General features: G+C 69.1%; 10 protein-coding genes and 2 pseudogenes. 8 read left to right on the forward strand and 4 right to left on the reverse strand.

Annotation, left to right across the window (positions count from 1 at the left end; all coding sequences use genetic code 11):
• From BMG523DRAFT_RS26170 to BMG523DRAFT_RS02600, 6 genes and pseudogenes are all read left to right on the forward strand, one after another.
• Window positions 1-1,012 (forward strand): annotated as a pseudogene (locus tag BMG523DRAFT_RS26170) (serine/threonine protein kinase); the annotation flags it as partial.
• 93 nt (window positions 1,013-1,105) lie between these two features.
• Window positions 1,106-3,130 carry a serine/threonine-protein kinase gene (locus BMG523DRAFT_RS02580; RefSeq protein ID WP_011435135.1) on the forward strand — a complete coding sequence of 675 codons (2,025 nt, stop codon included), beginning with the start codon at window positions 1,106-1,108 and terminating at the stop codon, window positions 3,128-3,130.
• Window positions 3,131-3,380: 250 nt separating this feature from the next.
• Window positions 3,381-3,776: a succinate dehydrogenase, cytochrome b556 subunit gene (gene sdhC, locus BMG523DRAFT_RS02585; protein ID WP_011435134.1), complete on the forward strand. Its 396-nt coding sequence runs from the start codon at window positions 3,381-3,383 to the stop codon at window positions 3,774-3,776.
• Entirely contained in the window at window positions 3,776-4,237 is a 462-nt protein-coding gene (locus BMG523DRAFT_RS02590; protein WP_011435133.1) for a succinate dehydrogenase hydrophobic membrane anchor subunit, read from the forward strand. Before sdhC ends, BMG523DRAFT_RS02590 begins: the two co-directional genes overlap by 1 nt.
• Before the next feature lie 48 nt (window positions 4,238-4,285).
• Window positions 4,286-6,040: a succinate dehydrogenase flavoprotein subunit gene (gene sdhA / locus BMG523DRAFT_RS02595; RefSeq protein WP_011435132.1), complete on the forward strand. Its 1,755-nt coding sequence runs from the start codon at window positions 4,286-4,288 to the stop codon at window positions 6,038-6,040.
• Window positions 6,040-6,738 carry a succinate dehydrogenase iron-sulfur subunit gene (locus BMG523DRAFT_RS02600; RefSeq protein WP_011435131.1) on the forward strand — a complete coding sequence of 233 codons (699 nt, stop codon included), beginning with the start codon at window positions 6,040-6,042 and terminating at the stop codon, window positions 6,736-6,738. Before sdhA ends, BMG523DRAFT_RS02600 begins: the two co-directional genes overlap by 1 nt.
• A 17-nt stretch (window positions 6,739-6,755) precedes the next feature.
• Here the strand turns inward: BMG523DRAFT_RS02600 and BMG523DRAFT_RS02605 are convergent, their stop codons facing one another.
• Entirely contained in the window at window positions 6,756-9,020 is a 2,265-nt protein-coding gene (locus tag BMG523DRAFT_RS02605) for a RecQ family ATP-dependent DNA helicase (RefSeq protein WP_011435130.1), read from the reverse strand.
• 348 nt (window positions 9,021-9,368) lie between these two features.
• Between BMG523DRAFT_RS02605 and BMG523DRAFT_RS02610 the strand changes: the two genes are divergently transcribed.
• A complete protein-coding gene (locus BMG523DRAFT_RS02610) occupies window positions 9,369-10,133 on the forward strand; it encodes an SDR family NAD(P)-dependent oxidoreductase (protein WP_011435129.1) in 765 nt (254 codons plus the stop codon).
• A 255-nt stretch (window positions 10,134-10,388) separates the two neighbouring features.
• On the opposite strand, the gene BMG523DRAFT_RS02615 is transcribed toward BMG523DRAFT_RS02610, so the two are convergent.
• Window positions 10,389-10,664: an SCO4848 family membrane protein gene (locus BMG523DRAFT_RS02615; RefSeq protein ID WP_011435128.1), complete on the reverse strand. Its 276-nt coding sequence runs from the start codon at window positions 10,662-10,664 to the stop codon at window positions 10,389-10,391.
• A gap of 206 nt (window positions 10,665-10,870) precedes the next feature.
• On the opposite strand from BMG523DRAFT_RS02615, the gene BMG523DRAFT_RS02620 reads away from it, so the two are divergent.
• Complete coding sequence (locus tag BMG523DRAFT_RS02620) at window positions 10,871-11,131, forward strand: hypothetical protein (protein WP_035730898.1); 261 nt, start codon at window positions 10,871-10,873, stop codon at window positions 11,129-11,131.
• Window positions 11,132-11,163: 32 nt separating this feature from the next.
• Here the strand turns inward: BMG523DRAFT_RS02620 and BMG523DRAFT_RS02625 are convergent, their stop codons facing one another.
• Window positions 11,164-12,360, reverse strand: coding sequence for a Fic family protein (locus BMG523DRAFT_RS02625; protein WP_011435126.1), 1,197 nt, complete (start codon window positions 12,358-12,360; stop codon window positions 11,164-11,166).
• A 616-nt stretch (window positions 12,361-12,976) separates the two neighbouring features.
• Window positions 12,977-13,188, reverse strand: a pseudogene (locus tag BMG523DRAFT_RS02630) (ISAs1 family transposase); the annotation flags it as partial.

Genomic DNA, 13,188 nt, shown 5'->3' on the forward strand with positions numbered 1-13,188 from the left:
GGACACCGAGACGCGTCAGGACACCGAGACGCGTCAGGAGGCCACGCCGTCGCGGACACCTCGGTCCCGTCCCACCGGGCCGTTGGAGCGCATGCACTCGATCGACCGGATGCGTGCCCTGGGCGGAATCCCGGCCCGGGCCCGGCTCATCGGCCGAGGGCACGGCAACGGTCTCACCGGCGGCGACGTCGAACTGGCTAATCTCTTCGCCACTGCCGCACCGGCCTCCCCGCCGTCGACCGCCCGGCTGCGGCCGGCGCCCGACGGGCCGGCGGGAATCGAGCCGGCAGGAATCGGGCCGGCGGAAGATCCGCCACGCGACCCCGGCGCCGGGGATCGACGTCGCGTGACCATCGCCGTGGCGACGCTCGTGGCGCTGGTCGCCGCCGCGATCATTGGCATCGTGATCGTGGTGACAGGGGGCCCGGACGACAGGAGCCGCGACACCTCGGCCAACCAGACCGGCGGCATCTCGTCGCCGACCGGAGCCGGCGGGTCGGCCCTGGCGGATCCGGCGGCGGCCAGGGACCCCGTCGCCCGGGAAACCACCCCGGTTACGGGCCCGCCTGGCTGGGTGTCCTACGTCGATCCCACCGCCGGCTGGTCCGTGGCGTACCCCTCGGACTGGCAGCGCCGCGAGGGGCCCGGCGGACCCGGAAACGTCGACTTCGTGGACCCGGCTACCCGGTCCTTCCTACGTGTCGGTAGCGTCAGGCAGGCAAACACCTCTGCCATCGGCGACTGGCAACGCAACGAGGCCGGCTTCCGGCAGAGCGTGCGGGATTATCGGCAGATACGGCTGGCTCCCAGCGATGGTGGGGATGGCACCAACCAGGCCGACTGGGAGTTCGGGTACCGCGGGTCGGACGGGGTCATGGTGCATGTGCTCAACCGGGGTGCGATTCGCAACGGCCACGGATATGCCCTGTACTGGCATACCAGGGAGGATCTGTGGCTGCAGGATCAACCGTTGATGCGCCAGTTGTTCGCCACCTTCCGGCCCGGTCCGTGATGTCGGTCATCGATGGATTTGCGGTGCCCGTAGTGTTCGGAAAGATGCGGGCCGTCCGGCGCGCGCATCAGTCCATCTGTCAGACTTGACACGATGGCTAAATCGGCAAGCGTGCCCCCGGACACCTCCCGGCACGGCACACCTCGCTACGTAGCGCAACGCTACCGGCTCGACACGCCCATCGGGCGTGGTGGAGCCGGTGTCGTCTGGCGCGGTGAGGACGAACTACTCCAGCGTCCGGTCGCCATCAAAGAGATCCTCGTGCCGATGGCCGGCGCGCAGAACGAGCGCGACGCGATTCGGGCCCGGGTTCTTCGCGAGGCCCGCGCCCTGGCCAGGCTGCACAGTCCCGCCATCGTCTCGGTGTACGACGTGGTCGAGGAACATCAGCGGCACTGGATCATCATGGAACTCGTCGACGCGGACAGCCTCGGCGATGTGATCCGCAACCAGGGCCCGCTGCCTTTCGACCAGGTCGCCGCGATCGGGCTGGCGCTGACCGACGCGCTCGCCGCGGCTCATTCGGCGGGCGTGCTCCACCGCGACGTCAAGCCCGGGAACGTCCTGCTCGGGCGGGACGGCCGGGTGCGGCTCACCGACTTCGGCATCGCCGCGACCGAGGGCGACGTGACCCTGACCGGCACTGGGGCCCTGGTCGGTTCCCCGGCCTACATCGCTCCCGAGCGGGTCCGGGGCTCCTCCGGTACTCCCGCGAGCGACCTGTGGGGGCTCGGCGCGACGCTGTACTCGGCCGTCGAGGGTCAGCCTCCGTTCGAGGGCCCGGAGACCTACGCCGTACTGACCGCCGTGGTGGAGGGCCGCCGGCGGGCCTTCCGGCTAGCCGGTCCGTTGCGCAACCTGCTCAGTGACCTGATGGACCGGCCGGCCGAGGAGCGGCCCGACGTGACGGAGATCCGCCGGCGGCTGATCCCGATCGCGCGCAATGCGAATCCGGTACCGGCTTCGGTCATGCACGCCCGTCCTCGGACTGACGAGGAGACGGACGCGAGTTCCGTCGACGTCGGCCTGGAGAACCTCGACGACCCGGCCGAGCCGGCAGCAGGCGCCGGACCGGCCGCGGATTCCCGGTCGGGGTCGAGCGGCGGTGTCGCCGGGACCGCGGGAGTCCAGGCGGGCGAGGCAGCTTCGGCGGCCGTGGGAGACCAGGGGGCTGTCCCGGGCCCGGCGAACCGCCCGGCGTCCGCCGCCGCGCCGCCCGTCCCCGCTGACCGCGACGTCACCGTGGATCCCCTGCTCAACCCCCTTGGCGGGGCCGCCGTGGCGGCCGCGGGCGCTGCCGGGTCGCGCACCGGTCGTAGGGAACCCGACCGCGCCGGCCCATCGAACCGCGTGATCCCGCCGGATCGGACCACGCCGCAGAACCGCGCAGCACCGCCCGGCCGGACGCGGCCCGACCCCGACCACGACGCGCCGACCAGCATCGGGCTCAACAGCGTGGCGGGGCCTTCGGTGGACGACGACGTGACCCGCATCGGCGCGGTCACCCCCGTGTCGGCGACCTCCGACCTGGATCTGTTCGACGACGACAATCACGCCGCCGGACTGTTGCCCCTCGGCGAGGCCCGGCGCCGCGCCGAGCCTGCCCGCCACGACGGACACGGTCGCGGACCGGGCGACCCCCAGCGGCGTCGGCAGCGGACGATCGCGGTCGTGGCCGGAGCGGCCATGCTCGTGATGGGCGCGGCCATCGCCCTGACCGTCGGTCTGACCTCCGGCGGCTCGACCCCCGGGCCGAACGATGTCACCGCGCAGCAGACCACGCCACCGCCCATCGCGACCATCGCTTCATCCCCCCCGGCCGTGACTTCACGGTCCGCCGCGTCTGAGGTAGTCGCCCCGGACTCCCCGCGCTATACCCCCCGCCCCCGGCCGTCGTCGTCCGCGACCCCAACGACGACGCCGACGACGGAGACACCCACCCCGACTCCCCAGCCGAGCACCCAGGTTCAGACCTCCCCGCCGCCGACCCAGACACCACCCCCCAGGGTCACCCCCTCGCCGAGCCGGACGGCGCCGGCCTCTCCAGGGGGCACAACGCCGCCCGTCGTTTCGACGACGGCACCGGCGCCGACCGGAACCACCACCTTCGTGCCCTGACGACCCGGTCGAGGGACGGCTCGGGGAGCGGGCCGGCACCGGACGGCGCCGGAACCGGGGGTGGGGCGTCCCAGTGCCGCCTGTGGCCGAGTTCACCCGGACGCGCCCGGCCCGAACATGCCCTCCACCAGGCCCGGCACTAGCATCTGGGTGAGATGCACCATCGTCTCGACGATGTGTCGGGTCGCCAGAGCGCCCCCAGACATGACCTTTCCGGCCCATCGGCTGGGCCGATCCGGAGGAGCTTTCATTGCCGAAGGCACCAGCGGGCACGCTGTACCGCGGTCGAGAGGGTATGTGGTCCTGGGTGGCCCACCGGATCACCGGTGTCCTGGTCTTCTTCTTCCTCTTCGCCCACGTGCTCGACACCGCTCTCGTCCGGGTCTCCCCCACGTCGTACAACGAGGTGATCGAGGTCTACAAGAGCCCGATCGTCAACCTGCTCGAGGTCGGCCTGGTCGCGGCGGTGCTGTACCACGCCCTCAACGGCATCCGGATCATGTTGATCGACTTCTGGGAGTCCGGCCCGAGATACCAGAAGCAGATGCTGTACGTCGAGCTCGTCATCTTCGTCGTGCTGCTGGTTGCGGCCGCCTCCCGCATGCTGCTGCACACCTTCGAGACGCTGTTCGGGAGCACGACCTGATGACGACCGCTCCCCCCGGTGGCCCGGCGGGCCCGCGCGCGCCGGAACTCGTCGCGCCCCGCACCCCCGGGCTCTCCCGCCGGCGGGGGAAGCCGGGCAGCGCCAAGGCGCGCACCAACTTCGAGCTCTACGCCTGGGTATTCATGCGGGTCAGCGGCCTGCTGTTGTTCTTTCTGGTGCTCGGCCACCTGTTCATCATGAACATCCTCGACGGCGGGGTGCAGCGGGTGAACTTCGGATTCGTCGCCGGCCGCTGGGCGTCACCGTTCTGGCGCACCTGGGACCTGGTGATGCTGCTCCTGGCGGAGCTGCACGGCACCAACGGCCTGCGCACGATCATCAACGACTACGCCGGGCGGCCCCAGACCCGGTTCTGGCTGAAGACGCTACTCTATACCTCGGCGTTCCTGGTCGTCGCCCTCGGCACCCTCGTCATCTTCACCTTCGATCCCGACATCTGAACGCGCCGGTGATCCCGTGACCCCAGCATCGGACGGATGGAGGTAGGCGTGCAGGTCCACAGGTACGACGCAGTCATCGTCGGTGCGGGTGGAGCCGGCATGCGTGCCGCCATCGAGGCGGGCACCCGCTGCCGGACCGCCGTGCTCACCAAGCTCTATCCCACCCGCTCGCACACCGGCGCGGCGCAGGGCGGCATGTGTGCCGCCCTGGCCAACGTCGAGGAGGACAACTGGGAGTGGCACACCTTCGACACGATCAAGGGCGGTGACTACCTGGTCGACCAGGACGCCGCGGAAATCATGGCGAAGGAGGCCATCGACGCTGTCCTCGACCTGGAGAAGATGGGGCTGCCGTTCAACCGGACGCCCGAGGGTCGCATCGACCAGCGCCGGTTCGGCGGCCATACCCGCGACCACGGCAAGGCCCCGGTGCGCCGCTCCTGCTACGCGGCGGACCGCACCGGGCACATGATCCTGCAGACGCTGTACCAGCAGTGCGTCAAGCACGACATCGAGTTCTTCAACGAGTTCTACGTCCTCGACCTGCTACTACAGAAGGGCGCGGCGGCCGGGGTGGTCGCCTACGAGCTGAAGACCGGAGAGATCCACATCTTCCAGGCCAAGTCGGTGGTGTTCGCCACCGGCGGTTTCGGCAAGGTCTTCAAGGTCACCTCCAACGCGCACACACTGACCGGTGACGGAATGGGTCTGGCGTTCCGGCGGGGCATCCCGCTGGAGGACATGGAGTTCTTCCAGTTTCATCCGACCGGCATCTGGAAGATGGGGATTCTCCTCACCGAGGGTGCCCGCGGCGAGGGCGGAATCCTACGCAACAAGGACGGCGAACGCTTCATGGAGCGCTACGCCCCGACCATCAAGGACCTTGCGCCACGCGACATGGTGGCTCGCGCCATCTACACCGAGATCCGTGCCGGCCGCGGCTGCGGCCCGGACGCCGACCACGTCTACCTTGACCTCACCCACCTGCCGCCGGAGCACCTCGACGCAAAGCTGCCCGACATCACCGAGTTCGCTCGGACCTATCTCGGCATCGAACCGTACAACGACCCGATCCCGATCCAGCCGACGGCGCACTACGCGATGGGCGGCATCCCGACCAACGTGGACGCGCAGGTGCTCGCGGACAACGACACGGTCGTGCCCGGTCTGTACGCGGCCGGCGAGGTGGCGTGCGTGTCCGTGCATGGCGCGAACCGGCTGGGCACCAACTCGCTGCTCGACATCAACGTATTCGGCCGGCGGGCTGGCATCGCCGCCGCCGAGTATGCGAACGCGAACGCACAGCACGTCGACCTCCCGGAGAACCCGGCGTCGTTCGTCGAGGACCTGCTCGGGCGCCTGCGCGCGGGCGCCGGAACCGAGAACGCGGCCGCGATCCGGCGCGAACTGCAGGAGTCGATGGACGTCAACGCCTCGGTGTACCGGACGGAGGCGACGCTCAAGCAGGCGCTGAGCGACATCTCCGGCCTCAAGACGCGTTACCAGCGGGTGGGCGTGTCCGACCGGGGGCGTCGCTACAACACCGAACTGCTCGAAGCGGTGGAGCTCGGCTTCCTGCTGGACCTCGCCGAGGTCCTGGTCATCGGGGCGATGGCCCGCAACGAGTCCCGCGGCGGCCACTCCCGTGAGGACTACCCGAACCGGGACGACGTCAACTTCATGCGCCACACGATGGCCTACCGGTCGGGGCCGCTGGTGGCCGCCTCGCCGGAGGCGGAGATCCGCCTGGACTACAAGCCGGTTGTCATGACCCGCTACCAGCCGATGGAGCGCAAGTACTGATGACAGTCACCCTCAAGATCCGTCGCTACGACCCGGAGACGGTCGACGAGGCGCACTGGGAGAGCTACCAGGTGCCGTTCGATCCGAGCGACCGGCTGCTCGACGCAATCATGTGGGTCAAGTGGAACCTCGACGGGACGCTCGCCTTCCGCCGGTCCTGCGCGCACGGGGTGTGCGGCTCGGATGCGATGCGGGTCAACGGCGCCAACCGCCTCGCCTGCAAGGTGCTGGTGAAGGACCTCGGCTCGGAGATCACCATCGAACCGATCAAAGGTCTGCCGGTAGAGAAGGACCTCATCGTCGACATGGAACCGTTCTTCGACGCGTTCCGGGCAGTGAAGCCCTACCTGATCACGGACGACCACGAGCCGACCCGCGAGCGGCTGCAGTCCACCGAGGACCGGGCCCGCTTCGACGACACGACCAAGTGCATCATGTGCGCGGCGTGCACCACCGCGTGCCCGGTGTTCTGGACCGACGGCGACTACTTCGGCCCGCAGGCGATCGTCGCGGCCCACCGGTTCATCTTCGACAGCCGTGACTCCGGTACCGACGAGCGCCTGGAGATCCTCAACGAACGCGAGGGGGTCTGGCGTTGCCGGACCACCTTCAACTGCACCGACGCCTGTCCACGCGGCATCCAGGTGACCAAGGCCATCCAGGAAGTCAAGCGGGCGCTGTTGTTCCGCCGCGTCTGAGCCTTCCTCCCGGCCGGTCATGCGGTGTCCACCGCGAGCGCGAACGGCAGCACCGACGGCGCTCCGGCCTGCCGGAGCAGGCGAGCGGCGACCGTCATCGTCCAGCCGGTGACAATCCGATCATCGACGAGCAGCACCGGGCCGCCGAGCTCGCCCAGGGCGGCGGCAAGGGCCGGGGAGACCGTGAACGCATCCCACAGGCCGGCGAGCCGGTGCGCGCTGTTGTGCACCTGCCCGGTGTGCGGCCCGCCGGCGACCCGGTCGAGCTGCCCCAGCAGCGGCAGGCGTCCGATGGTGGAAATGCGCTCGGCGAGGCTCGCGATGAGCCGGGGCCGGCTGCGGGACGCGATCGACACGACGGCCACCGGCCGCCGCTGCCATCCCCAACCGGCGAGCGTTGCGACCACCGCCTCGACGAGATCGCCGGGAAGCGGGCCGTCGAGGGCGCCGGGCACAGCGGCGCCGGGCACAGCGGCGCCGGGCACAGCGGCGCCGGGCACAGCGGCGCCGGGCACAGCGGCGCCGGGCACAGCGAGGGTGGCAGACGTGAACATCGGGCGCAGCCGGTTGCCCCAGCCCACATCGCTGAGTCGGGCGAGCGCCCGCCCGGGCTCGGCAGCGGCCGACGCCGGGATACGCCCGGCCAGGTCGACCCCGAGCCGGCCCATCCCAGTCGGCCACATCCGCCGCGGTTCGACCGGGACGCCCGCCCGGCGCAGCTCATCCCGGGCCCGCGTCCGCGAGGACTCCGAGACCGCGGACGACCACGACCGACCGGTGCACCGGTCACACCGCCCGCAGGCCGCCGCGTGGGGATCGTCGAGCTGCCGGCGCAGGAACTCCATCCGGCAGCCGGTCGTCACGATGTAGTCGAGCATCGCCTGCTGCTCCCGAGAGCGCGCCGCGGCGACACGCCGGTAACGCTCCTCGTCGTACAACCAGGGCTCACCGGTACTCACCCAGCCGCCCCTGACTCGCCGGACCGTCCCGTCGGTGTCGAGAACCTTCAGCATCTGGTCGAGTCGGCTGGGGCCGAGGTCGACGGACGCGAGCAACGCCTGGGTCGACAGCGGCCGGTCGGCGCCCGCGAGCACTCCGAGCACCCGGCGGACGACGTGCTCCGGCGGAAAAGAGGTGTCCGCGAAGTAGCGCCAGATGTCCCGGTCCTCAGCCGCCGGGAGGAGCACGACCTCGGCCGTGTCGAGCGCCCGGCCGGCCCGGCCGATCTGCTGGTAGTAGGAGATCGGCGACGACGGAGCTCCGATGTGGACGACGAAGCCGAGGTCCGGCTTGTCGAAGCCCATTCCGAGCGCGCTGGTGGCGATCAGCGCCTTGACCCGGTTCGCGAGCAGATCCTCCTCGGCGACGATGCGCTCGGCCGCCTCGATGCCACCGTGATAGGTGGCGACGGCATGACCCTGACCGCGCAGAAAGATGGTCAGCTCCTCCGCCGCCGCCTTCGTCAGCGTGTAGACGATCCCCGATCCGGGCAGCTCGCCGAGATGGTCGGCGAGCCAGCCGAACCGGTGCTCGGCCTGCGGCAGCGACACGACCGCGAGCCGCAGGCTCTCCCGATCGAGACTCCCGCGTAGCACCAACGTCCCGGCGGACGCCGGGCCGGCGGGAGCGGAGGTTCCGAGCTGCTCACTGACGTCCTCGACCACGCGGGTGTTGGCGGTGGCCGTCGTGGCCAGCACCGGGACCCGCGGACGCAGCCCGGCGACGAGAGTGCGCAGCCGCCGGTAGTCGGGCCGGAAGTCGTGCCCCCAGTCGGAGATGCAGTGCGCCTCGTCGATGACGAGCAACCCGGTGGTGGCGGCGAGCTCGGGCAGGTAGTCGTCCCGGAAGGTCGGATTGTTCAGCCGCTCCGGCCCGACGAGCAGCACGTCGAGCTCGCCCGACCGCAACGCCGCGTAGACCTCGTCCCACTCGGTCACGTTGCCGGAGTGAATCTCGCCGGCGCGGATGCCCAGCCTCGCCGCGGCCGCCGCCTGGTTGCGGATGAGCGCGAGCAACGGGGAGACGATCACCGTCGGAGCAGCGCGTCCCGCTGCGCCGCGGAGCAGTGCCGTGGCGAGGAAGTACACCGCCGACTTGCCCCAACCGGTGCGCTGGACGAGCAGCACCCGGCGCCGGTGGGTCACGAGCGCGTCGATGGCCTGCCACTGGTCCTCGCGCAGCGCCGCGGCCGGCCCGGCAAGCGCCCGCAGCAGCTCCTCCGCGCGCTCCCGCAGCCCACCGGGCCCCGGTTCCGCCGGGTCCGCCAGGCCCGCCGGGAACATCGGGCCCGGCCAGGCCTCCGCCCGATCCGGGGCATGCGCGACCGGCGACGCCGGGCCGGAAGCCCCCGGAAGCGCGGAGGTCGTCTCGTCTGCTGCCATGAGAGGTGTCTACCCGATGCCACCGACAAGATCGGATCGTCCCAGGTCACAGCGGGACGGAGTCACCGTGACGGCTCGGCAGATACCCGATCACGGTAGGCTTCGCCCGGCATGACCGGACAGTGCCTGTCGCCGGGTTCCACCGGTTCGTGCGGCCGGCCGCGGCACCCTCTTCCAGCCGCTCCAGGTAGGGCGCCTGACCACGCTGACTGACCCGGCGACTCGCCCACGACTCAGGAGCGCGTACACATGAGCGAACGGCTGGACGGCACCGTTGCCCTGGTGACCGGTGCGAGCAGCGGCATCGGTGAGGCGACCGCCCGCGAGCTGGCCCGGCACGGCGCCGCGATGGCGCTGGTCGCGCGGCGCGGCGACCGGCTCGAGCGCCTCGCCGCCGACATCACCGGCGCCGGCGGCACCGCCCTCCCCCTCCCGCTGGACATCACCGACCAGGCCCAGGCCGCCGACGCGGTGAAGCGCACCGTGGCGGAGCTCGGCCGGCTCGATACCGTCGTCAACAACGCCGGTATCATGCTGCCCGGGCCGATCCTCGACGCGCCGACCGAGGAGTGGGACCGGATGGTGGCCCTGAACCTGCAGGGCCTGCTGTACGTCACCCATGCGGCGCTGCCGCATCTGCTCACTGCCGCGGACGGCGGCCCCCGCCAGGTCGCGGACCTGGTGAACATCAGCTCGGTGGCGGGACGGCACGCCACCATGGGCGCCGGCATCTACAACCTCACCAAGTTCGGGGTGAACGCGTTCACCGAGTCGCTGCGCCAAGAGGTCACCGCCCGGCACGTGCGCGTCTCGGTGGTCGAACCGGGCTCCGTCGAGACCGAGCTGAGGTCCCATATCCGCGAGGAGATCCGGAATATCGTCATGCGCCGCATCGCCGACATCGAGCCGATGCAGTCCGAGGACATCGCGGACGCCGTTGCCTACATCGTCACCCGGCCGCGGCGGGTCGCGATCAACGAACTGCTCATGCGGCCCACCGAGCAGGTCGGCTGACACCGCGTCGCGCGGGAACCCCTGGCGCCGGACTGGTCGGGCGTGTCCCGGATTTTCCGGGACACGCCGCTCCGCGCCCCCGGAGTGGGCCCACGCGCTCAATCACTCAATTGGGACTCGGTGCGACCACACACGACGATCAACGCGAAGCAGCCGCGCAGGTCAGCCCCTGTTTCCCAACGCCAGGAGAATCACACGACGTAGAGCCGATCATGAAACGGAGCGGTTTCGAAGACTACCGCCGCTTTCGGCATGTCAACGACCCGAATTGATCAGCCGCCTGGATGAGGCATCATCACCGGTATCGCCATGGCGGACGGCCCGTGCGCCGCGGATGCCGAGCCAGCCAACGACGGAGCCGATGGCGAGGGAAGCGACAGTCAGGACCAGGTGGACCGTGAAGAAGCCAGTCGGGCCGTCGTCCCAGGAACGATCATCCTTCCACACGTTCCGCAGGAAATTTGGCCAGATGGCCCACGTCCAGACGCCGACCGCGATCAAGAACCAGGACGCACGCTTCGACAGAGTCACCTCACCAGCCTCGCACTCACAGGCGCCGTGGCCTCTCCGTGGGCGCGCGATTTCAGCCACGTTGATCGACCATAGGGTGAGATGGCAGCCAGATTTTCGACGACCAGCTGCCGAACCGTTCTTGGGCGAGGGGACCACATGGGCCCACCCCGGGGCAAGATGATCGACGGAGGGTAGGGCGGGTGAACCGAAGTTACGATGTCGCCATGACGGAGATGCCGCTCCCACCCGATGACCAACTTGCCGAGGTCGTCCGAGAGGCTGCCGCATCTGGTCAGGTCGTCTACCTGACGGACAAGGGCCAGCGGCTGGCCGCCATCGTGCCGGCCGGTCTCGCCGAACTCCTCGAACGGGGCGAGACGACCAACGGACGGCGCGTGCTCGGCGCCCGGGGCGCAGGCCACAGCGGCCGGCAGGACATCTCCGAACGCATGGAGGAGATCCTCTCCAACGAGGTGGCGTCATAGCCCTCGTAGTCGACGCCGGTACCGGCGAACCCTCAGCGGCCCGATTGGGCCCGTAGCACTGAGGTGACCTCCACCGCCTCAAAGACACGACCATAGCTTCGCCCGGTACGTTCCCGCAGAATTTCCAGCTCCACAAGCCTGGCGACGGCGTTGCTCGCCGCCTGCAAAGTCCTCCCGGTATCTTCACTGACCGAACGCACCGTGACAAACGGACTCCCGATCAGCCCGTCGATGATATCGCGGACCAACCCACCGGTCAGACCCGCCACCTTGAGTCGTCGCACGTATTCGGCCTGGAGACCGAGGAGGTCGTCGACTGTCCGAATAGTCCGCTCACAGGACTCGACCAGACCTTCGGAGAAGAACGAGATCCAGCCGTCCCAGTCTCCCGTTGCGCTAACTTCCCTCAAATGGTCCTGGTACTCTTCCCGACGCACCTCGAACCAGGGCGACACAGCCAGCAACGGCTCCGAGAGTATCCCCTTCCAACAAAGATCGAGGACCACGAGAAGCCGCCCGATTCTGCCGTTTCCATCGTTGAATGGATGAAGAGTCTCGAACTGATAGTGCGCCATCGCCGCAGCCACGACCGGGTCAATGGACTTCGAATCCACGGTGATCCAGTCCAGCAGATCACGTACAGCCGCGTCCAGTTCCAGTCCGGGCGGCGACGGGACGAAGCGAGCGGTGTCGATCGCACCACCGCGGCTTCCGATCGCAACCTGAATCGAGCGGATCCTCCCCGCATCACGGGTGTCCGCAGGAGTTCCACGCACGAGATCTCGATGCACCTGACAAAGCGCGGCTACGGTGAGTGGGCGACCATCGCCTATCCACGCGAAGGCCGCCTCCGCCGCCCGGACATAGTTGAGGACCTCCCGAACCTCCTCGCTCTGCGAGGTCGGCTCTGTGACCTCAGCCGCAAGCACGTCCTCCAGGGGAGCGAAGGTCCCCTCCAACGCGGACGTGCTCTGCGCCTCCGTCCGAAGCGTGGGTTGCAGTAGCAAGGCGGGCTCAGGAATCTGTCGACCAGCCTGATCGAGACGACCGAGAGCGCGCCCCGCGCGGGCCACGTTCCGCCACGTCCCTCCCGCCAGCGCCGGCTCGGCGCCCGCCAGCGGGTCCGGCTGGAAGGCCACATGTTCGTACGCGACGCCCGACCGCCCGTCAGTTCCAGTGATCTTGACGAGATGTCCAGTAGGGCTGCGCTCGAACCGATCCCGATCCACAATCCAAGTCTACGGGCAAGAACTTGAAATCTTCCCACGCGGCTCCAAGTCCGCTTGCAGAGCCCGTCCCAGCGCCACCCCGCCGACCCATCGCACGACATGCCCTTGACTCGCCTCGGTCCGAGCACAGGCCGTCGCCAAAACCACCCCATCCGTCACTGACTGCGATACGGCGGGCTGGAGTACCTAGGTCATGAGTGAAGGCTCTACAAATTTGGCCGTTGCAAGTCGGGTTGTGTACACGGTCGCTTGGCGCCCAAGCGCCCCTGAGTCACACGTCCCGTACGGGGCCTGCGCACGGGATCGGCGCTTATCTCGTCTCGCTACCCCGACCCCCGCAGTAGCTTCCCATTCAAGATCCAATCCAGGAAGAGATTGATTGGCGTCAATCCTGAACAGATCACGTGAAGTGCCGAAATCGAGAAAATATCGCATTCCATTGTCGTAGACACACGAAAGCCCTCGACTCGCGAACGGTAGAAGAAAATCTGCGTTTGCTCCTACGTGCGAAACGGTAAGACTAGACGGTATTTACCGAGCCCTGCACTTCCGTCAGCAAAAGCCGAAGAGTCAGGCTGTGCTTTTCGGGTGGGAGCCGACAGGGTGACCCGCAAAGTCATTGATGCAGGTCAGCGGGGTTGTCGAGAGTGAGGATGGCCAGGAGCAGGGCGTTGTCGTGTCGGATTCTGCGGATGGTCGGGGCGATGCGGTTATGGCCAGCGAGGCGAATCAGCCCGATGATCAGGTTACGGAGTGTGGTCATGATGCGGGGCAGTGGGCCGGTCCGAACCCGCGAGGCATCCTCACGGAACGTCACATCGCGCACCC

It is taken from the genome of Frankia sp. BMG5.23, assembly GCF_000685765.2.
GTDB lineage: Bacteria > Actinomycetota > Actinomycetes > Frankiales > Frankiaceae > Frankia > Frankia casuarinae.